Here is a 21,808-nt window from a genome sequence, read left to right as displayed (position 1 = left end):
GAATGCTGCTGCACAGTGAGAAAATAAATGATGAAAAACCAAGCATTGATATCTGTAATTATACCATGCTACAATTACAGTCACTTTTTGGAGGAAACTGTTAATTCTGTTCTTGATCAGACATACCAAAATTTTGAGTGCCTGATCATAGATGATGGATCACAGGATAGTACCAGAGAAGTTGCAGAAGAGTTAGAGAAGAAGGATCCAAGAGTAAAGTATTTTCATCAGACTAATCAAGGACTATCAGCAGCAAGAAATACAGGAATACTAAAAAGTAAAGGCGAATTCATTCAGTTTCTTGATGCGGACGATCTGCTCTCTAAAGAAAAGCTAGCGAGCCAGGCTGCAGTATTTGCTGCATCTGAAAAAACAGATATTGTGTACTGCAGGGCACTTTATTTTGATACGGAACATCCGGCTGTTTTCTATAAAGATTTTCAAAAAAAAGGCAGGGAATGGATGCCTAAGGTTTCGGGTCGGGGAAGAAAAGTTCTGCGGCAGTTAATCAGGGGTAATATTATGGTGGTTAGCGCTCCTTTGGTTAGGAGATCTCTGTTCGATAAAACAGGCTTTTTTGATATTGAGTTGAAGTCATATGAAGATTGGGATCTTTGGATGAGGGCTGCAGAAAATAATTTTCATTTTTACTATTCAGACGATGCAAATGCCATTACCTACATACGCCTTCATGGATCAAGTATGACTAATAATGGCGTAAAAATGCTTACTGCATTAGTTGTTCTATACAAAAAACACAAAGTGTTTTTTAGTTCTGATAGTGACCTGAACGGATTATTTGATAGAAAATTTAAAAAGGCCTTTATCAGCCTCGTTGCATATTATAAAACTGATAAGCAGGAGTTAAGCAGGTATGTTGGCAAAATGCCCTTCACCAGGACTGAGCGATCACTATTGTGCTCTAACAGAGGCCTTTTAAATTTTATACTTCTTAAGATGATAGCGAAACTTAAGTAAAAATTGAAAGATAAAGTTTACATAATCGTGCTCAATTATAAAGGCCACCTCGATACAGTAGAATGTTTAGAGAGCTGCCTGAAATTGAATTATTCCAATTTTGAGATAATTGTTGTTGATAATTCGGATACGAACGATTCTATTGAGTACATATTGAACTGGGCAAATGGGAAGATAGATTCCATTAAAACATTGTTTGAAGGTATATTGCAGCCTTATATAAAAAAGCCTATTAATATCAAGGTTTTAATGGAACATGAGATTGAAAGTGCAGAAGGAGATGGTTCAAATAAGCTAACCCTGATTAAAGCTAACAGCAACCAAGGCTTTGCTGCAGGTAATAATATTGGTCTAAGATATGTAATGCAAAGAGATGATTTTGGCTTTGCTTGGATACTGAATAATGATACTGTTGTTGACTCCGATGCCCTAAAGGCTTTGGTAAATTACTATGCAGAAGCAAATACAGAGGGAAACAAAAAGCTGGGAATATTAGGTTCTGCGCTTTTGTACTACGATACACCTGAGCTAGTGCAGGGAGTAGGTGGCAAGTTCAATAAGTATTTTGCAGTTACTGGCCATCAGGGACAGGGACTCCCAGTCAAAGCTTTAGCGGCAAAGGAGCATATGGAGATAGATTACGTTATAGGTGCTTCTATGTTCGTGTCAAGACATTTTCTGGAAGAGGTAGGGCTGATGTCGGAAGACTATTTTCTTTATTTTGAGGAGATAGACTGGGCAACTGTTGCTAAAAAGTACCACTATTATATTGATTACTGCCCCACATCGTTGGTCTATCATAAGGAGGGAGCAACCATCAATAATGCTATTGATTATAAGAAAAAAAAGTCTGAACTAGCTGATTACTACGCTCTTCGCAATAGGCTCCTTTTTACCAGAAAGTATTATCCACAGTACCTTCCTCTTACTCAATTAAGCTTTCTGATAGTTATTGCCAACAGAATCAAAAGAAAGGAGTTGAAGCGAGTTGGTATGATTATGAAAATGTTGTTCAATCCTTCCCGACCTTATCAGCAAGAAGATCCTCTCTTGAAAAGATAAGGGTGGTTTTGCTGCTGTACAATTTTTAGAAAGTGTTCCCTAAGTTGGTTCACTCATTCTGAAACTGTAATTAATATATTATATTCTCTATATGGATGTTCCACTATTGTTGAGGCGAAACAGATTGACCGAAAGCTATCTGGCTTTTTGGTTATTATTGTTCTTTGTGACATCAATAGTCGTTTTTCCATCAGTAAAAGGAACTACGCCTGCATATCTTCTAACGTTTTTATCTCTTCCTTTAGCTATAATTTTTTCACGCTACAAATCCAGTGTATACATAACTAGGCTTTGCCTAGCTCTAAGTATAGTATTTATTTTGGCTCTGTTATCTCAGCTGAATGTTTTACTTTTTGAACATCGGTTCCCTTCATCAGAAAATCTGATCTTGATAAGTCAGGATAAAGGATTTTTTCTGCGGAGTAGCTTTTTTACTCAGCATTTGTACTTGTTTGTTTGCCTGCTAGCTTTTGTGTACGTATATGTATATTATCAGTCAGATTTTCATGATAGTTATTTATATGCAGGCGCTGTGCTGCTTTTGATATACGGATTCTATGAAGAGATTTACTTTGTCCTAACGGGTACATATGGCGATTTCTTATCAAACAGAGTATTTGGAGAAGATGGGTCTGGAAGTTTACTGCAGTCTATAAGTTTTGGTGGAATAGTATTACAAAGGTTCAAGAGTCTTACTGGCGAGCCTTCTATGTATGCCCTAACAGTTTTCCCTGTCTTTATTTATGCTTATTTCTCTGGCAAAACGAAAATTGCCTATGCAATTTTGATTTCTCTTGTTCTTTCTTTCTCTACGACGTTCTACCTGGGACTTGCCATACTATTGACAGGGCGATTCCTGCAAAGGGGCATAAGAGACAAACTGGTTTTCTTTAGTCTTTTTGGCGCTGTCGTGCTGTTCATTCTTTTTCTGCCTACACTTATTGAGTTATTTGAAGAAGTTGTGTGGCAAAAATTAACGGCAAAGAATGCATCCGGGGCAGAAAGGAGCACATTCTTTATTAACCATTTTAGTTTTTTTGTGCAGCTGCCTTTTTTTGTACAGCTTACGGGAGTTGGCTTTGGCACAGTACGATCAACAGATTTTTTTACAACCATTCTGGTTAATAGTGGGTATTTGGGTTTTTTTACATTTACGTTTGCATTCCTCTACCCTGTGTTCAAACTTAGAAATGGCAAAAGGCAAAGTGCCTTAAGGTACAGTCTTGTCTTCTTGTATCTATCAATGATGATAGCTGTTCCAGAGTACTCTTACTTGGTAATCTGGCTTTTTCTCGGACTGGCCTATAACCAGTTAAAACTCGATTATAATTATGAAAGCCAGCAGGAAAACAGTATACATTAACGGCCGCTTTTTAACTCAGGCTATTACTGGCGTACAGCGTTTTGCGCTGGAAATACTAAAGCAAGCCATCCGTCAAACAGATATTCAATTTCAGATATTGGTTCCAAACACTGTAGATGATAACCATGGCTTGGCAGTTAAAAAGATTGGAAAGCTAAAAGGACATGCATGGGAGCAGCTGGAGTTAACAGCATTTTTAAAGAAAAAGGGTTCTCCACTATTGGTAAATCTTACCAATACAGCACCTCTTTTTTATGAAAACCAGGTTGTAACAATTCATGATCTAGCTTTTCTGCACTTCCCGGCCTGGTTTTCTTTTGTATTCAGAAATTATTACAAATTTTTAATTCCCAGAATAGCAAAGAATTCACAGCACATTATCACGGTAAGTCATGCAATGCGGCAAGAAATTGCTGCAGTGTTAAAGGTTAGCGAGTCTAAAATTTCTGTTGTTTATAATGGCGTTGCAGATCACCTGCTGCAATCTCCCAAAAACGTTCATCAGCATGAACGAGAGGCTTATATCCTGACAGTAGGGTCGCTGGACCCAAGAAAAAATTTGCTAAGGCTTATACAGGCTTTTCAGGCCCTACCAATATCTAATTTACAACTATATGTTGTAGGTGGTGGCAATAAATTATTTTCATTTAGCAACACAGTTCCCGGCATTGAGGAGGACAAGCGGATAAAGTTTATTGGCAGGGTCTCCGATACTGAGTTGGCTGACTACTACAGGCATGCACGTTTGTTTGCTTATCCATCTTTGTATGAAGGCTTTGGCATTCCTAATCTAGAGGCGATGGCCTTTGGAGTGCCGGTTGTAACTTCCGATCTGGCAGTTTTTCACGAAGTATGTGCAAAGGCTGCTATATTTGTTGATCCAATGAATCCAAAGTCTATAGCCGAAGGACTAAGAAAGGGAATCACCGATGCTGATTTGCGTATTAGGCTTGTTGAGGAAGCCAATTACCAGCATGCTCGCTTTAGCTGGAAAGAGTCTGCACAATCTTTCTTAAAGATCTTAGAAAATAAATTTCAATACGTTGCTGAAAATATTTAAGGCTTCAAAGCTGCCAGACTATTTCTCTTGGAGTACTATTGCACTGGCTTTATTTCCCATTTTATCTGTTTCCTTAAGAAGTAATTTCACCATTATATGGTGTGTGGTAACATTTGCTGCAGGGCTTTATGGAAATGCAGGTAAAAGATCGGATCTAATATATTGGATGCTGCCAATCGGCCTTTTTCTAATGTTTACAGCATCCTTAGTATATACAGATAATCTCCCCGCTGGTTTGTTCGTAATCGAAAAAAGTGTACCACTCGCAGTGTTTCCACTTATGCTTTTCTGGAATAAGCTGCAGCTGAAAAATAAGCATTTTGATATTGCTCTAACAGTCTACGTGGCGGCATGCTTTTTACTTGCGTGCTATCTCCTTGGCATGTATATCTTTTCCTATGAAAGCGATCCATCTGTTCCTCCGCACTTTGAAGAAATTCAAAAGCGACAATATGCAGAGCAAATTACAGGTACACATCCTACCTACTTATCAACTTTTATACTTTTTGCAGGAATCATCTGTATCGATCAGCTTTCCAGCAGAAAAAGTACATTTTTTCAAATATTAGGTAAGGCATTCATCATAGTGGTGTTTATTGGAGTAAGTATGCTCTTAGCTGCAAGAATGCCAATGATTGCTTTCGTTGTTACTCTATTTTTTCAACTGCTTGTTGCACAGTGGAGCTTACTGAAGAAACTGATGTTGGTTGCTGTAGTCCTGGGTATTCTGGTTCTGTCAATAATTGCTATTCCTACCATACGACAAAGAGCTTTAGAGACAATCGAAACAAAATATGAGCTACCGGAGGGCGAGCATTTCAATTCTACAAACCTTCGTGTGGGAATCTTTCATTGTACAAAAGAAATTCTAGAAGATCATTATTTTTTAGGTACAGGTGTTGGCGATGCACAAAGTGTATTGAATAATTGCCTGCATACTTTACCAACAGATGCCTATCGGCAGATAGACTACAACACCCACAACCAATTTTTAGGAGTATGGGTAAAAACAGGGCTTCCTGGTCTGTTTTTGCTCTTAGCCATTTTTGTTGTCGGGCTCTGGTTCTCTTACAGAGAAAGAAACTTCCTGCTAGCAATGTTTCTAATCTTTAGTCTGATCTGCTTTCAAACCGAGGAATTATTGAGCAGACAGGCAGGAATTACCTTCTTTATGTATTTTTACATCTTGCTTAAGTTTTCAAAGAGTGATAGAAGCGACTGGTTCTAATCGGTAATCACTGGTAAAAGTCATGTAAAAGTTATTTCCTCCATAAATGATTGATCTTAAAGAATATAAGGCAGCCCTGGTGCATGATTGGCTTATTACAGAAGGTGGCGCTGAAAAGTGTGTACAGTCCTTTCTGAATGTTAACCCTAATTTTGAGCTTTTTTCCCTGATCGATTTCTTTTCTGATGAGTACAGGCAGCGCATGTTGCAAGGCAAACATGCGCACACCAGTTTTATCCAGAAACTGCCAACGGCTAAATCAAATCACCGTAAGTTTTTGCCCCTGTTCCCGCTGGCGGTGGAGCAGTTTAATCTTACAGAGTACGATCTGATCTTGTCTTCTTCCACTTCGGTCTCCAAAGGAGTGCTAACGCATAGCAATCAGCTGCATATTTGTTACTGCCACTCGCCCATGCGCTATGCCTGGGATCTGTACTATCAATATCTGGAGGAGGCTGGTCTGAACAGCGGTATGAAAGGCTGGTTGGCTAAATATTTGCTTCACAGAATGCGTAGCTGGGATATTATCAGTACCAACCGAGTAGACCATTTTGTTGCAAACTCCCAATTTATAGCGAGACGTATCAACAAAGTGTATCGCCGTGAGGCCGATGTGATTTACCCACCGGTTGATACGGATGCGTTCAAACTTCATGAAAATAAAGAGGATTTTTATCTGACAGCCTCCAGAATGGTGCCCTATAAAAAGATTGATATCATTGTAGAAGCATTCAGCCAAATGCCTGATAAAAAGCTGTTAGTGATTGGCAGTGGACCCGATTATGATAAAATCAAAGCCAGGGCTACTAAAAATATTGAATTACTGGGCTATCAACCTTTCGACCAGCTAAAGTACTACATGCAGCGGGCTAAGGCTTTTATTTTTGCAGCCGAAGAAGACTTTGGGATCATTCCAGTGGAGGCGCAGGCATGCGGAACACCTGTGATTGCATTTGGTAAAGGTGGAAGTCTGGAAACAGTATCGGCTCCGGATACTGGGGTGTTCTTTTATGAGCAAACTGCAAAAGCAATAGGAGAAGCGGTTAAAGTTTTTGAGGCAAGCAAGGTAAGTTTTGATCCGATTAAGATTCGAGCCCATGCCGAAAAGTTTAGTTCTCAACGTTTCGAAAAGCAGGTAGAAGAGTACATAGCCATCAAATATCAGGATTTCATAACAAAAGGCTATTGATGTTGTGTCGCAGATTGTTATGTAATTTTTTCAGCAAATGAGAACAAGAAATCATTATATCCTTCGTTAATTTGCAGGCCCTTAAAAGTAACAGCTAACAGAAGGCATATGGCGGCGCACAGGTACTCTAGGTTCTTAAATTCATTTCAAATTCTGGGTGATTTGGCAGGTCTTAACCTTGCCTTTATCTTAGCCTACTTTCTGAAGTTTGGCAATGCCGAATTTCTGGAGAATCACCTTTATGCTGAGATGTTTTACTTTTTTAACATCAGCTGGCTGGTGTTAACTGCTCTTTACAAGCCGTTCCAGATTGCACGTACCGAGGTACTCTCTAAGGTACTACGCAGGCAGCTGAGCTTAATCGTAATTCATCTACTGGTACTTACTGCGTTTCTCTTCATCGGCAGAAGAGTAGACTACTCCAGAGAACACCTCATTCTTACTTTTGCACTACTTGTACTGATTGACTTTGGATGGAAGGCTGCCTTCTACTACACCCTCCAGTCTTACAGAAGTTATGGATATAATATCCGTAACGTGGTTGTGATGGGCTATGGTGATCTCGCAGAAGAGTTGAAAAGGCATTTTGAGGAACATCCCGAATATGGCTACAGGCTTTTGGGCTTTTTCGATAACAACAGAACAGGTCAGGGTATCCTAGGTAAGATGGATGATCTCAAAGAGTATGCACTGAAGAATGAGGTCGATGAAATTTACTGCTGCCTTCCCTATGTACGTTACACTAAAGTGAAAGAGCTTTTGGATTTCGCTGATGCGAATATTATCAAAGTAAAACTACTTGCAGACTTCAGGGGCTTCTCCCAGAAAGGTTTTAAGCTTGAGCGTTACGATAATATTCCTGTACTTAACATTACAGCGATCCCACTGGATGAGGTGAAAAACCGCGTATTGAAGCGTACTTTCGATGTTGCTTTTTCCCTTTGCGTGTTAACTGTGATCAGCCCCTTTCTGCTGATGGTGGCCATGATCATTAAGCTTACTTCCAAAGGGCCGGTGTTCTTTGTGCAGGAAAGGATTGGTAAAGATGGGCAGCCGTTTAATATCTATAAGTTCCGAAGTATGCGTATTGATGCAGAGAAATTCGGACCGGCGCTTTCTTCTACCAATGATCCCAGGATTACCTGCTGGGGCAGGTTTATGAGAAAAACTCGTATCGATGAGCTGCCACAGTTCTATAATGTGCTGAAAGGTGATATGGCAGTTGTAGGACCTCGCCCGGAAAGACAATACTGGATCAACCAGATCATTGAAACATCGCCTCATTATAAGCGCCTGTTACGTGTTAAGCCTGGTATTACCTCTCTGGGTCAGGTTAAGTATGGTTATGCAGAGAATGTTAGTGAAATGCTTAAGCGCTTGCGCTATGACCTGCTTTACATTGATAATGCTTCCCTGGCGCTTGACCTCCGGGTGATGGCTATGACTGCCATGGTGATGATCCAGGGTAAAGGAAAATAAGCAGCTGGCAATCTGCCCCCAAGGCTGCTTTATAAGAATAAGAGATGCATGACTTAGAGGCTCTGGAGTTACTCCAGGGCCTTTTTTGTGCCTGTGCCTTATGAGCAACGTTTGTCCTTTAGCTGATGATGTTCAATCTTCTTCGCATCGTCTGTTGGTGCTGCAGGCCCACAAGGTAATGAGCAAAAAAAAGGGCTGCTGATTGGCAGTCCTTTCTTTGCTTCTAAAGCAGGTTTTATTCTACTCTGTAAAGAGTCTCCTGTGCAAACTCTGTAGGGCATCGGTTTTGTATTGCGATGGAATGAGCAGCGACAGGTTATGCCTGCTGCCGCCATAGGAAATCATGCGGACGGGCAGGTGCTGCACGGCTTCGAGGGCTTGGGCTGCTTTACCACGCTGGTTGATCAGGTTGTAGCCAGCCATGCAGATGATGGTTTGCTCCCGGTCGACGTCTACAGTGCCATAAGCTTCCAGGGCTTTGGTGATGGCATCAAGATTGGTAGCATCGTCGATGGTAAGTGAAACGGCCACTTCAGAAGTGGTGATCATATCGATAGGAGTGCGATGCTGCTCAAATACCTCAAACACACGGCGTAGAAAGCCATAGGCCATCAGCATACGGCCGCTCCTGATTTTTACGGCTGTGATACCATCCTTAGCAGCAATGGCCCGAATGCCGGCTTCCTCTGTTGTTCCACTGATCAGGGTGCCCTCATCCTGTGGCTTCATGGTGTTAAGCAAACGTACGGGGATGTTATATTTCTGGGCAGGCAGGATGCTGCTGGGGTGCAGAATTTTTGCACCGAAATAAGCAAGTTCTGCGGCCTCATCGAACGACATATGTGCCAGTGGTTTTGTGTTGGCCACTACGCGCGGGTCGTTGTTATGCATACCACTGATGTCTGTCCAGATCTGAACCTCATCTGCTCTTAAGGCGGCCCCAACCAGAGAAGCAGTGTAATCGCTGCCACCCCTGCGGAGATTGTCTATCTCACCGCGGTGGTTGCGGCAAATATAGCCTTGGGTAATGTATATGCCTGTTGGATTTTCGCCCAGCAGGGGCAATACCAGCTCACGAATAGTTTCTATTTCGGGTTCTCCCCACTGGTCTATGCGCATAAAATCAAGCGCAGGCAGTAAGGTAGATTTAATATCGCGCTCCTTCAGAAAAGCAGAGAATAAACGCGTAGAAAGCAGCTCTCCCTGTGCCAGTACTTCTTTTTCCTCTACGGTGCCAAAGCCTTCCTTGCTAAGCAAGCGCTCCAGCCAGCCAAAGTGGTCCTTCAGAATATCATTGCCCTGCTGCTTGCCCGCTTCTGTTTTGAGCAGTTCAGGTACAAAAGCCAGGTATTTCTCCTGCAGTTGGTCCAGCTGAATAAGGGCTTTTTTGTGGCGGCCTTCTGTGGCGAGGGCTGCCATTTCTACCAGGGCATTGGTAGTACCTGATACGGCAGATAATACAACCACTACGGGCTGTGGTTGCTGCAGCGTAAGTTCTGCAACGGTGCTCATGCGCTCGGGGCTACCAACAGAGGTGCCGCCGAATTTAATTACTCTCATTTTGCTATTGTTCTAGGTTTTGTCTTAGGCCTAACATTTTCACTGCTGTAATGGCGGCTTCATCGCCTTTGTTGCCATGCTTTCCGCCGGCTCTGTCCAGTGCCTGCTGGTGGGTATCGGGGGTGAGTACGCCAAATATTACAGGTTTGTTGTATTTTAAGCTTACGTTGGTAATGCCATGGGCAACGGCATCGCATATAAAGTCGAAGTGCCGGGTTTCTCCCTGAATTACGCAGCCAAGGCAGATAACAGCATCGATATCGGAACGTTCTGCCAGCCATTGGGCTCCCAGGCTTAGTTCATAACTGCCTGGTACTGTCTGGCTGATAATGTTCTTTTCCCTGGCGCCATGCTCCAGCAGGGTCTGATAGGCCCCATGATATAGTGCTTCGGTTACTTCATCATTCCACTCCGAAACAATGATGCCAAAACGCTTGTGGCTAATGTCAACAAGGTTCTTACTGCTGTAGGAGCTTAGGTTTTTTAAAGAAGATGCCATAGGGTATAGTGGTGATTGCTTGTGGGCTTAAAAAAGAAAAAGGGATAAAGTGTCTGGCACCTTATCCCTTTTGTAAATTTATTATACAAAGAGCTTATTTCGATGCCATAGCCTCGAGTTTAGCCTTTTGTTTTCGGGCATTCTCGTACTCATTGGCACCATAATACTTCTCAGTAATTTCAGTATAGCGCTCTAAAGCAGCCTGGTTGTTACCAGCCAGCTCATGGGCAATAGCAGCTTTCTCCAGGTAGATAGGAGAAAAGAACTTATTAGTTTTATAATTGGCAGCCTGTGTGTATAGATCAGCAGCCTTGTCATACTGCTTAAGTTCAAGGTAGGCATCGCCGGTAAGTGCGTAGGCACGTGCCTGCACCAGGAGATCGTCAGAGCTGAAATCTTCCAGATAATCAATGGCTTGCTGATACTCACCTTTTTTCAGGTAAATCAGGCCTGTATAAAACTTAGCCAGGTTACCGGCTTCAGTACTGCCATAGTTATCTACAATCTCCAGGAAGCCAGGATAGTTACCATCACCATTCAGGGCGCGGTCAAGATCGTCGGCTTCAAAATAAAACTGAGCCTGGAACATTTCTTCCTGTGCCTTCTGGCTCTGCCTGTCCTGCCAATAGTTGTAAGCAAAAAGGCCTGCTATAACCAAAGCGATTATACCCCCCAGAATAAAAACCCATTTACGATTCTTTTCGATAAAAGACTCGCCACGAGCCAAACGATCGCGAAGCGCCTCCGGGCTCTCATACACATGCTCTTGCTCCGGCTTGTTCGGTCTACTTTGTTTTACTGCCATTACAAACTAATTAAGGCTGCAAATGTACTAATTATCCCTCAATTATTTAGAAATATTTTATTAATCATTAATGAAGGGATAGTCTTCCTGTACATAAACGTCTATAAAGGCCTCAGACGCATCTGGCCACGGAGATTCTTCTGCAAAATTCACTGATTCAGCTACTTGTTCCTTAATCTTGTCAGATATCTTTTCCAGATCGGCCTCGGTGGCATAGCCTTTTTCTAGAATCGTCATGCGTACCTGCTCAATCGGATCCTTGGACTTGTACTCCTCAAGCTCTTCTTTAGTGCGATACTTGGCCGGATCTGACATAGAGTGACCTTTGTAGCGGTAGGTGCGGAACTCAAGCAGGGTAGGACCCTCGCCATTGCGGGCACGCTCTGCCGCCCTGGCTACTGCGTGATGCACTTCCTCAACACTCATGGCATCTACAGGCTCACTTGGCATATCATAGGCCGAACCCAGCTTGTAAAGCTCTGTTACGTTTGAGGTACGCTTTACAGATGTACCCATGGCGTAACCGTTGTTTTCGATGGCAAAAATAACCGGTAGCTTCATGGTCATGGCCAGGTTAAGGGCCTCATGGAAAGCACCCTGGCGTACGGCGCCATCACCCATGTAGCAAATACACAGCTTGCCTGTTTTCATATATTTTTCGGCAAAGGCAATACCAGTACCCAGCGGTACCTGACCGCCCACAATACCATGACCGCCAAAAAATCCTTTTTCTTTATCGAACATGTGCATGGAGCCACCTTTACCTTTGCTGATACCAGTAGCCTTACCATACAATTCAGCCATGATGGCTTTAGGATCGGAGCCCAGCCCCAGTGGATGTGCGTGGTCGCGGTAGGCGGTTATATATTTGTCGCCTTCTTCCAGTGCAGAAACTGCGCCGGCAACGCAGGCTTCCTGACCAATGTACAAGTGGCAGAAGCCGCGGATTTTCTGCTGGCCATAGAGCTGCCCTGCTTTTTCCTCAAACTTGCGCATCAGGAGCATGCTCTCAAACCAGGTTAGGTATGTTTCTTTAGAGAAGCTGCCCTCAGCTCCGTTATTTTCCGTCTTTTTCGATGGTGCCTTCTTTGTTGTTGCCATAGGTTTTCTCAATTTGCTGCTGTCGCCCCATAGCGGCTGCAGGGGTATTTACTGGCAGGCTTTGCTTATTGTGCAAAACAATTATAAAGCTAAATGTTTATGCTGTTGCCAGGGTTGTGCGAAAATAAGGGAAAAACCCAATAGAAGAAAATAATTAATGCATCTGCAAAAGCTGGAATTGCTAAACTTTAAAAATTATCCCGACTTATCGCTGGATTTTTCGCCGGACATCAATTGTCTGGTGGGCGCAAATGGCAGTGGTAAAACCAACCTGCTAGATGCTGTTTATTACCTGAGCCTGACTAAAAGCGCCTTTCATACAACCGATGCCCATAGTATTAAGCACGAAGAAGCCTTAATGGTTATCCGCGGATGGTTTAAACGTGAGGAAAATGTTGATACTGTGCAGTGTAGCCTGCAACAGGGCCAGCGTAAACTGGTGATGCGAAACAGAAAAGAATATGAGCGGCTTAGCGAGCACGTTGGCCGTTATCCTATTGTTCTTATTGCCCCTAATGATACAGATGTGATCCGGGAGGGAAGTGAAACCCGCCGCAAGTTTTTCGATGGCATACTCTCACAGATCGATTCGCCCTACCTGCAAAACCTGCTGCGCTATAACCATGCCCTCAAGCAACGCAACAGCCTCTTAAAAACTTTTTCCGACCAGGGCAGGGTACAACACGATCTGCTGGAGCCATTTACGCTTCAGTTGCTGCAGTATGGGCTGCCCCTGCTGGAGCGGCGCCGGCTGTTTATGCAGGAGTACATGCCTCTGTTCGAACACCACTACCGCAACCTTACCGATGGCGAAGAAAAGGTCTTTATCAGGTACGAGACTAATTTAGATGATACAAACCCGGAGAAGCTAATGCAGGATAACCTGCAGCGTGATGTTGCCCTGCAGCGAACCCGCATAGGCGTTCACCGGGATGATTATGCCTTTGAGATCGATGGCTTTTCTTTGAAGAAGTACGGATCGCAGGGTCAGCAAAAGAGCTTTCTGATAGCACTAAAGCTGGCACAGTTCGATCTGCTGCGTGAGCACAAAGGCTTCAAGCCTATACTTTTATTAGATGATATTTTTGATAAGCTTGATGATAGACGGATGGCCAGGTTAATGGAACTTGTCTCGGGCCATGCTTTCGGACAACTGTTTGTAACGGATGCCCGGCCGGAGCGTTCTGCCCGCTTATTCAAAGATTTATCAGAGAGTGAGGTAGTATATTTTTATGTAGAGAAAGGAACGGCTGTTCCTGTAGATGAACAAACGTTGTTAAGGGACTAGTAACAGCTGATTCCCGGCAAAGCCTGGCAGGTTGTTTTGGATATAACTTATAAATAATTTAACCATATGCCTTTACGGTTTAAGATTAAATTATAATATTTATATTAAGAAATGGCCTTTATACTCCTGATTATAAATCAGGGCTTATAAAGCCTTTCTTTTCCCGTTCTACCCCTTACCACCCCTAGCCACATGAAAAAAGCATTACGCTACCTGTTATCCGGCTTTGCAGTTGTTGTGCTGCTGATTGGTGCCGGCGCGCTCTTCATTCAGCTGCGCGGAATTCCTACTTATGATAAGCCAGTACTCCAGCAAAGCGTGGAAATCCACCCCCAGCGCATTGCAAGAGGTAAAAAGCTTGCCACGATGCTCTGTGCCGGCTGCCATATGAATGCAGAAACCAAGCGTCTTACAGGAAAACATATGAGCGATGCGCCTCCTGTATTCGGCGAAATACATGCGCCTAACATTACGCAGGATAAAACCTATGGTATTGGCGAGTGGACGGATGGAGAAATTATTTACCTGCTGCGCACAGGCATTAAGCGAGATGGCAGCTATGCACCGCCTTATATGGCCAAGTTGCCGCATATGTCTGATGAAGACATTGCCTCCATTGTAGCCTTTTTACGGTCTGACGATGAAATGGTAAGAGCATCTGAAATACCCAGCGTGCCCAGCCAGCCCTCATTCATGACCAAGTTTCTGTCTACCATCGAATTCAAGCCACTGCCTTTTCCTACCACAGCCATCAACATACCAGACAGCACCGACCTGGTGGCTTATGGCCGTTACCTCACCGTTAACCTCGATTGCTGGACCTGCCACTCCGGCGACTTTACCAAGCTGGATGTGATGGTTCCGGAAAATAGTTATCATTTTCTGGCCGGTGGAAACAAAATGCTTGATCTGAAAGGTAAAGAATTGCTAACCATGAACCTTACACCCGATAAAGAAACAGGCATTGGTAACTGGACTGAAGAGCAATTCATTAAAGCAGTAAAGTATGGTATGAAAGATGGGGAGCCTGCCTTGCGTTACCCAATGATGCCTTATCCACAGCTTACAGATTATGAAGCAAAAGCAATCTTTGCTTACCTCCAGACTGTTCCGCCTGTAAATAATCCGGTAAAACGATCATCTATGTAATAAGCGCATCATGGAGCCCTGCCAGCTGGCAGGGCTTATTTGCTTTTGATAACTTCTGCGCTTTTTTCAGGTTTAGCAACAGTGCATTCTGTCCTATACATTAATAGTATAGATTTATCAGCAGTGCCTGTTTTGCCAGCTTCCATTTAGTATCTTTGTTCTATGAGCTCCTCTTCAGAATATCGCAACCGCCGAAACAGCACCACCAACACCTATACCATAGGTGAGGCCCTCCAGGACTTGCTGCAAACTTATAAGATAAAGGCGCGCTTCGACGAAGCCAGCCTGGTTGCTTCGTGGGAGCGCCTCATGGGAGCGCCAATTGCCAATCGCACCAGTAAAATTTATGTACGCAATAAGGTGCTGTTTGTAGAGCTTAACTCTGCCCCACTTAAGCACGAACTGAACAACAGCAAGCGCAAGGTGCTCGAAATCATTAGTCGCGAATATGGCGAAGGCCTGCTGGAAGAAGTAATCTTTATCTGAGCCCTATGCTTTAGGTAATGTTTCTACCGTATGCCTAAGAGCCACTGCCAAAAAATATAAAAGCTGCCCCCAACAGAGGCAGCTTTTCCTGGCTAAAGCAGAGGAGCTTTTTCAGCTTATATGCTTTACTGAACTGTAAAGTCTACCATAATAATCCCTGTACCGAACATCTCCGGCGCGTCGCCATTATCAGGGAAATCGTATGTTTCATTGGCGGGCGAATCAACATGCAGCATCGGGAAGAGCTTTTGCCCTGCCTGAAGCATTACCCCCTCATCTAGCGCCACCATTACGTTACTGCTGCTGCCGGCTTCCACCCATGTTTTTCCAATAATTTCAGGAATAATGGGTTGCCCGCTGCCGTTGTCGTTGTGGATTACCAACCAGCCATCTACTGCAGCGTTCACCTCCGCTATGGTTACCATTCCGTTCATTACAGCCTGATCTTCTGCCACAATCATCGGAGAGCCTGCTTCAATAGACTCCATCACAATCATGTCGCCCTCCATAATGGGGCCGTCGAGTCCGTTCTGTCCATCAAACTCATAGCTTCCCATCACCCCGTCATCGGTATGGAGCATCACCCACAGGGTTTCTCCATCCTCCAGCATTACCTCATCTTTCAGCATAATTTCCACATTACTGCTGGTGCCGGTCATTAGCTGTTTGGGTACCGATATAATGGCGGGTACCACCGGACCACCATCTGCAGTAGATTTATGCACCACTACCCAGCCAGTTTTGCTCATGGTAATAGCGGGTACTATTATTTTATTTGAAGAAAGCAGCTGGTCATTTACCTGCAGGCTGCCGGTGGGGCCATCAGGCATTACGGGCATTTCTGCTTCATCATTTTCACAGGCAGCTAAAAAGCTGATAGATGCCAGGAGGCTTGCTCCTAAAAAAGTTAGTTTGTTGCTTAGTCGTAGCATAGTTAATAAAAAGTTAGTTCTACAAGAATTTTGAGTAGCTACGAAGTATCCGGGTTAACCGGATTTCAGCAGTTGAAAATAAAATAGATACCCGGCGCAAAAGAAAAGCCTGGCGCGGGCCAGGCTATTGGTATTATTAACAGAGCTGATTTTTATAGTTTAAGATGCTGCACCCATCACATACATCTGATCCATGGTAGGACTAGGGCTGCCACCGGCTGGTTCCAGGGTAACGGCAAAGGCACTGGCGTTTTGTATCTGCCTCATTTTTTTCAGCTGCAGACCTGTTGCATCAAAAATACCAGCATCCACAGGTTTTCCATCTACTATTGCCCAAAGCTGGTATTGTTTGCCACTTGGGGCTGCTGGTAAACTGCCTGCGTTTAAATAAACTTCTGCACTGGCCGGGTTCCAGTACACAATGGCCTGTGCATCAGGAGCAGGGGCCAGTCCGGCCATAGGCACTGCTTTATAGGAAGGATCTGTTAGTACCGCCAGGGTTTGCTCCATACCTTGGGTACGATTTTCCAGAGTGGATACATGTTGCACCATTACAGCATTCTGTGCTATCATGGAAGCTAACCTTTGTTCGGTATCCTGCCAGCGGCTCCAGAAAAATAGTGCTGCCAGCGAAGACATAATGGCAAGGCCTATGCTGGCAGCCATTAGCCAGGAATACTGTTTTTGAGGAAGAACTGCGGGTTCTGCAGGCTGTAACGGGCGTACAGGTGCCGCAGCTGCAGGCTCTGCTGCTGCAGGGGGTACTACCGCATCAGGAGCAGCTGCTGCAATATTTTCCAATATGGAAGCTCGCAGGCCAGGCCTGGGTGTAACGGCTGCCGCCTGTGCTATCCCAGCTAAGGTTTCTTCTATCAGCTGTAGCTCTTCGCGAACCTCGGGATAGCGGGCAGCCATTTCCTCAACCTGCAGGGCATCTGATGGAGAAAGCTCGCCAAGCACGTAGGATTCCAGGATACCGGATGATATGTAAGCTTGTATATCCACTACTCTCCAACAAGTTTTCGTAAATGAATCATGGCCAGGCGGTGGCGCGTTTTAACTGTTCCCAGCGGAATGCCATATTCTTCCGCTACTTCAGATTGAGTGTATCCCTGCAGGTACAACAACTTTATTACTAATTGCTGCTCGGGTTGCAAATGCTCCAGGAGCTTTACTATACCAATGGTATCTGTTTTTTGCTGATTGTGGTGCTGGTTGTCTATACTATATACGTTGTCGGAAACAGCATCGGTTTTTAGCTCCCGCTTTATTTCCTTGCTGCGCAGTTTGTCGATTGACAGGTTACGAGCCAGGTTAAACATCCAGGTAAATAAACGTGCTTTACTGGCCTCATATTGGCCAATGTTGTTCCATATTTTCATGAAGGCATCCTGTGTTACCTCCTCTGCTATATCTTCCTTCTTTACAATTCGCAACACCACACCATATATAGCAGCCGAATAATGGTCATAAAGATAACCTAAAGCATCTTTATCCCGGGCTTTCAGGCGGGCTACCAGTTGAGGTTCATCTATATGGGGAGTTGCTGCTTTCAGAAATAAGCTATTTGCTGTCCAAGGTAAATCAAAGATTTGAGAATAAAAAAGCCTCACTAGAGTCACCCTTGTTTATCAAATTCTAAGTCAGCTTATACATACTGTATAGGAATAGCTTTAGAATGGGCTTTGAAGCGAACAGGGCTGGCCTGTCATTCAACATAAAAAAAGCCCTTTCAACTATTGAAAGGGCTCCGGTATTTCAGCTTCTTGTTTGCTTAATCTACTTCTAATAATTCTACTTTTTCTGTGGCAGCGGCTTCATCAACAAGCGTCATCTCCTCCACCAGGTGAGTGGCGCCGGCAAACTTATCAATGATGAGCAGTACGTAGCGGATGTCTACAGCAATGTTCCGGCATATCTCCGGACTATACTTGATATCGCTCATGGTACTTTCCCAGCTGCGGTCAAAGTTAAGGCCAATCAGGCGGCCCCTTGCATCAATCACCGGGCTGCCGGAGTTACCGCCGGTAGTATGGTTTGAGGCAATAAAGCAAACAGGCATGTAATCTTCATTAGCGTAGGGGCCATAATCTTTGGTCTGGTAAATTTCCTTTAACCGCTGGGGCACAATAAACTCTTCGTTGCTGGGATCCTCTTTTTCCATGATACCCTCCAGCGTAGTGTAGTAGCGGTATTTAACCCCATCCTGCGGTGTAGAGCCATCTACAATGCCATAGGTAACGCGCATGGTGCTGTTGGCATCAGGATAGAACAGCTTATCCTGATGCATCTGGCGCAGACCTGCTACAAAGCGGCGGTACAGCAGCTCCAGTTCCGGATCTGTGCTGGCAAATACCGGTGCAACCTCTTTTTCATAGATGTCCTGAATAGCCCTGGCTAATACAAAGCCCGGATCTTTACGAAGCTTCTTAGCCGTTGCCTTAGGATTGTAGGTAGCCAGCATTTCCTGCATTCTTTTCTGTGAACTAAGTATAGACTGGCTGTACACCTTATCTGCATATGCTTTTACAGCCGCTTCGGTTGCGTCAATCTTTTGTAGCAACTCCGGCTGAAACTCGCTGGGTACATTTTGCTTGTACATCAGCAGCATGTCCACAAACAGCTCTTTGTCTGTGGCCACATTATAATCTTTGAAATGGCGCTGCAAGGCTGCATCGTAGCGATCGCGCTGCGTGGTAAAGTCTGTAGCTGGCATACTGCCAGAGGCAATTGGTGCAAAGCTTGAGCCAAGGCGAATCAGGTCTACTCCTAAGAGTGCTTCTCTCCGATAGGTGTCTGCCAATCCAATCCGCTCCTGTTGCTGGTATAGTTCGGCAAAACGGTTAAGTAAGTTGCCATACATTTCCCTGCGCTCTGCGTTCTGCTGCACCCATGCCGTAAACTGTGCTTCCAGTGCCTGCTTGTCCTGCAGGGCATTCAGCTGGTGCAGCCCCCTGTTCTCGCCCATCCACTTTTTCCAGTAATTGGCTACGCCGGCATATTTGCTGGCATACTGAATGCGAACAGTATCATTAGCCTTCATATGTCGGCCCATAATCTCCAGCCGCTTATCCCTGATGTTGATGCGGTGCGGGTTAGTCTGCTCCATCAGGAGCTTTACAGCATGTGAGGTCAGGTACTGCTGAGTGCGGCCGGGGAAACCAAAGACCATCGTGAAATCACCTTCCTGTACACCATCAAGGGAAACAGGCAGGTGGTGGCGGGGTTTTAATGGTTTATTCTCTGGAGAGTATTTGGCAGGTTTACCATCGGGACCGGCATATACCCTGAAAAGGGAGAAGTCGCCGGTATGGCGTGGCCACATCCAGTTATCGGTATCGCCTCCAAATTTTCCAATAGAGGAGGGGGGAGCACCTACCAGGCGAACATCTTCATAAGTTTCGGTAATGAACATATAGTATTCATTGCCATAGTAGAAGGGCTTAATGGTTGCACCGTAGTGGGTGCCCTCGGTAGCGGCCCTGGAGATTTCTTTGATACGCGCAGCCACTAGCTTTTCTCTTTCAGCTTCGGGCATATCAGGCGCAATTCCTTTCAGTACCTGTTCACTTACATCTTCCATCCGCACAATGAATGTAACAAATAAACCGGCATTCGCTTTTTCTTCCTCCTTGTTCATCGCCCAGAAGCCTTTGGTGAGCAAGTCGTCCTGTACAGAACTATGAGCCTGGATTGCACCATAGCCGCAGTGGTGGTTGGTAAGGATCAAACCTTCATCGGAAATTAACTCACCAGTACAGAAGCCACCAAACGAAACAATGGCATCTTTCAGGCTACTTTGGTTTACACTATAAATATCTTCGGCTGTAAGTTTCATCCCCTGCGCCTGCATATCATCCTGCAGTGCCTTTAGCATCAGGGGTAACCACATGCCCTCCGCTGCCCACAAAGCCGGAGACAGGCAGAGCGCCAGGAATAGCAACAGTATCCTCTTCATATACATTATATAATGGTGATAATTCTTTGGGCTGAAATTAATTAAAATAATTTTATGCCCTTTTCCTTTTTCCATAACGCATCAAACAGAAAATAATGTGAATGTTGGTAATAATGAAAGCCAAAGATTAAGCGGGAGAATGAGGAGAGGGCAAACTAGCAATAGAGAATAGCCAAAACGGCAAAAAATAAATACCTGAAACAGCACTAGGAAATCAGGATCGGGAGCCTTTACCTTTGTACTCCACTTCAGCGAAAGGCAGGAGGGAAAGACAAGATTGAAAGCTTTGTAAAGATCCTGAAGATTTTCTTTGGATAGGGGAACCGGCAGTACAGCCATTAGGTTAAGACTCTTGCGTCCCCTGAAAAGGAGAGTGCAGGGAGCCAGGAGAGCAAGAATAAATTCTCACCTCCGGGAACTCACAGCATCTTCAGATAGTTATACTACACCAGGCTAAAAGAAGTCTGAAGCAGTACAAGGTCTTAGGAAAAAGACAAGAAAATGTCTATTTCCCAGGAACTATCAGAAGCCTTGGATCAGTTATAAATAAGCGCCCCGGGCAAAAGAGCTAAGGGCAAAAGATTGAAGCATTGAAAGAGTGAAGCAAAGAGCAGCACCGGCAGGAGAGTTTTGGCAGATTCAGCTTAGAAGCAGCAGAGATATTAGTTTTTGATATCTTCTATCTTCTAAGGAAGATCTGAAAAAGTTTAGCCAAAGCCGGAACTTTAGCATAGAGAGCAGAGGTTAAGACTCTTGCCGCCTTAGAGGCGCCCTTATGTAAAAGTGGTGAAAGCACAAGCAGAAGAGCTTGAAAAAAGGAGTAGAAAAAACTTCAAATATTTTCCTCTTTGCCACTTGCAAAGAGGAAAAAAGCTTCTACCTTTGCACTCCCCTTACGGCAGCAGGCTGGGGGAAATAAAAGAAAGCGGTCGCAGGACCGGGTATTGAAATACTGAAAGCGAATGAGGAGCAAGGGATGTTTACCTTAGCATAAGCATAAGGATGAAGATCACTAGCAGTTAAGCTAAACGAAAGAAGAGGGAAGAGGTTAGAAACTTCTGAAAATTTTCTCTGGAAAAAGCTTGACATAAGAGGCGAAACTTACTTAACTTTGCACTCGCTTTTGGAAAAAGAGCAGCCCAGGCAAACGAGCCGAGGCGATAGAAAGAGATAGAGACATAGCTACTATAATAGATAGTAACTACAAGAGAGGAAGCCTTATCAGTAGTGATAGTGATAAGAGGGAATCTGAAAAGTTCTTTGAATAGATGTTTTGACAGCAAACCGCTTAGTGAAGACTTTGGTCTTATTTACTGATGAGAATCAGCAGTAGGAACAAACTTCGTTAAGACACTTTGAGAGTTTCGGGATGCAAATGACACATTGTGTTCTTTTATTTGATCATACAGTTTACTGAAAGGTCAGGTACAGAATGCACATCAGTTTAACTGATGTAAAGCACATATACAATGGAGAGTTTGATCCTGGCTCAGGATGAACGCTAGCGGCGGGCCTAATACATGCAAGTCGAGCGGCAAGTTTCTTTCGGGAGACCTAGAGCGGCGCACGGGTGCGTAACGCGTATGCAACTTACCCTATACTGGGGGATAGCCCGGGGAAACCCGGATTAATACCCCATGGCATCATTGAATCGCATGAGGATATGATTAA

General features: G+C 44.2%; 18 protein-coding genes and 1 rRNA gene. 11 read left to right on the top strand and 8 right to left on the bottom strand.

Going from position 1 to position 21,808, the window contains the following annotated elements; genetic code table 11:
• Positions 1–27: 27 nt before the first annotated feature.
• From KWJ01_RS24310 to KWJ01_RS24280, 7 genes are all read left to right on the top strand, one after another.
• Positions 28–978 (top strand): glycosyltransferase family 2 protein, encoded by a 951-nt coding sequence (locus KWJ01_RS24310; protein WP_370634762.1) that lies wholly within the window; start codon positions 28–30, stop codon positions 976–978.
• A 3-nt stretch (positions 979–981) separates the two neighbouring features.
• A complete protein-coding gene (locus KWJ01_RS24305; protein ID WP_224999735.1) occupies positions 982–2,040 on the top strand; it encodes a glycosyltransferase family 2 protein in 1,059 nt (352 codons plus the stop codon).
• A gap of 91 nt (positions 2,041–2,131) precedes the next feature.
• A complete protein-coding gene (locus KWJ01_RS24300; RefSeq protein ID WP_224999734.1) occupies positions 2,132–3,403 on the top strand; it encodes a hypothetical protein in 1,272 nt (423 codons plus the stop codon).
• Positions 3,372–4,463 carry a glycosyltransferase family 1 protein gene (locus KWJ01_RS24295; RefSeq protein ID WP_224999733.1) on the top strand — a complete coding sequence of 364 codons (1,092 nt, stop codon included), beginning with the start codon at positions 3,372–3,374 and terminating at the stop codon, positions 4,461–4,463. The genes KWJ01_RS24300 and KWJ01_RS24295 overlap by 32 nt, the downstream gene beginning before the upstream one ends.
• The gene (locus KWJ01_RS24290) at positions 4,447–5,691 is read left to right on the top strand and encodes an O-antigen ligase (RefSeq protein WP_224999732.1); all 1,245 of its coding nucleotides are present in this window, start codon (positions 4,447–4,449) and stop codon (positions 5,689–5,691) included. Before KWJ01_RS24295 ends, KWJ01_RS24290 begins: the two co-directional genes overlap by 17 nt.
• Positions 5,692–5,737: 46 nt before the next feature.
• Positions 5,738–6,880 (top strand): glycosyltransferase family 4 protein, encoded by a 1,143-nt coding sequence (locus tag KWJ01_RS24285; RefSeq protein WP_224999731.1) that lies wholly within the window; start codon positions 5,738–5,740, stop codon positions 6,878–6,880.
• Positions 6,881–7,042: 162 nt separating this feature from the next.
• Positions 7,043–8,359, top strand: a complete 1,317-nt coding sequence (locus tag KWJ01_RS24280; RefSeq protein WP_255651204.1) for a sugar transferase — start codon at positions 7,043–7,045, stop codon at positions 8,357–8,359.
• 240 nt (positions 8,360–8,599) lie between these two features.
• On the opposite strand, the gene KWJ01_RS24275 is transcribed toward KWJ01_RS24280, so the two are convergent.
• From KWJ01_RS24275 to pdhA, 4 genes are all read right to left on the bottom strand, one after another.
• Positions 8,600–9,919, bottom strand: coding sequence for an aspartate kinase (locus KWJ01_RS24275; protein ID WP_224999729.1), 1,320 nt, complete (start codon positions 9,917–9,919; stop codon positions 8,600–8,602).
• 4 nt (positions 9,920–9,923) lie between these two features.
• Positions 9,924–10,418 carry a 6,7-dimethyl-8-ribityllumazine synthase gene (ribH, locus tag KWJ01_RS24270; RefSeq protein WP_224999728.1) on the bottom strand — a complete coding sequence of 165 codons (495 nt, stop codon included), beginning with the start codon at positions 10,416–10,418 and terminating at the stop codon, positions 9,924–9,926.
• A 94-nt stretch (positions 10,419–10,512) separates the two neighbouring features.
• Positions 10,513–11,223, bottom strand: coding sequence for a tetratricopeptide repeat protein (locus KWJ01_RS24265; RefSeq protein WP_224999727.1), 711 nt, complete (start codon positions 11,221–11,223; stop codon positions 10,513–10,515).
• A 60-nt stretch (positions 11,224–11,283) separates the two neighbouring features.
• On the bottom strand, positions 11,284–12,324 hold the full coding sequence (gene pdhA, locus KWJ01_RS24260; RefSeq protein WP_224999726.1) for a pyruvate dehydrogenase (acetyl-transferring) E1 component subunit alpha: 1,041 nt from the start codon (positions 12,322–12,324) through the stop codon (positions 11,284–11,286).
• 157 nt (positions 12,325–12,481) lie between these two features.
• Here pdhA and KWJ01_RS24255 point away from each other — a divergent pair, with 157 nt between their 5' ends.
• The 3 genes from KWJ01_RS24255 (at position 12,482) to KWJ01_RS24245 (ending at position 15,247) form a co-directional block, all read left to right on the top strand.
• Positions 12,482–13,612, top strand: coding sequence for a DNA replication/repair protein RecF (locus KWJ01_RS24255; protein ID WP_224999725.1), 1,131 nt, complete (start codon positions 12,482–12,484; stop codon positions 13,610–13,612).
• 192 nt (positions 13,613–13,804) lie between these two features.
• Positions 13,805–14,761 carry a c-type cytochrome gene (locus tag KWJ01_RS24250; protein WP_224999724.1) on the top strand — a complete coding sequence of 319 codons (957 nt, stop codon included), beginning with the start codon at positions 13,805–13,807 and terminating at the stop codon, positions 14,759–14,761.
• A gap of 162 nt (positions 14,762–14,923) precedes the next feature.
• On the top strand, positions 14,924–15,247 hold the full coding sequence (locus tag KWJ01_RS24245) for a DUF721 domain-containing protein (RefSeq protein ID WP_224999723.1): 324 nt from the start codon (positions 14,924–14,926) through the stop codon (positions 15,245–15,247).
• A 125-nt stretch (positions 15,248–15,372) separates the two neighbouring features.
• On the opposite strand, the gene KWJ01_RS24240 is transcribed toward KWJ01_RS24245, so the two are convergent.
• From KWJ01_RS24240 to KWJ01_RS24225, 4 genes are all read right to left on the bottom strand, one after another.
• Positions 15,373–16,179 carry a hypothetical protein gene (locus KWJ01_RS24240; protein WP_224999722.1) on the bottom strand — a complete coding sequence of 269 codons (807 nt, stop codon included), beginning with the start codon at positions 16,177–16,179 and terminating at the stop codon, positions 15,373–15,375.
• A gap of 159 nt (positions 16,180–16,338) precedes the next feature.
• Positions 16,339–17,184, bottom strand: a complete 846-nt coding sequence (locus KWJ01_RS24235) for an anti-sigma factor domain-containing protein (protein WP_224999721.1) — start codon at positions 17,182–17,184, stop codon at positions 16,339–16,341.
• A complete protein-coding gene (locus KWJ01_RS24230) occupies positions 17,184–17,792 on the bottom strand; it encodes a sigma-70 family RNA polymerase sigma factor (protein ID WP_224999720.1) in 609 nt (202 codons plus the stop codon). Before KWJ01_RS24230 ends, KWJ01_RS24235 begins: the two co-directional genes overlap by 1 nt.
• A gap of 161 nt (positions 17,793–17,953) precedes the next feature.
• Positions 17,954–20,137: a S46 family peptidase gene (locus KWJ01_RS24225; RefSeq protein ID WP_224999719.1), complete on the bottom strand. Its 2,184-nt coding sequence runs from the start codon at positions 20,135–20,137 to the stop codon at positions 17,954–17,956.
• A gap of 1,466 nt (positions 20,138–21,603) precedes the next feature.
• On the opposite strand from KWJ01_RS24225, the gene KWJ01_RS24220 reads away from it, so the two are divergent.
• Positions 21,604–21,808 (top strand): 16S ribosomal RNA (locus KWJ01_RS24220); the annotation flags it as partial.

The sequence above is a fragment of the Cesiribacter sp. SM1 genome (assembly GCF_020178975.1).
Classification (GTDB): Bacteria; Bacteroidota; Bacteroidia; order Cytophagales; family Cyclobacteriaceae; genus Cesiribacter.
This window is presented reverse-complemented; position numbering and strand designations above follow the sequence as displayed.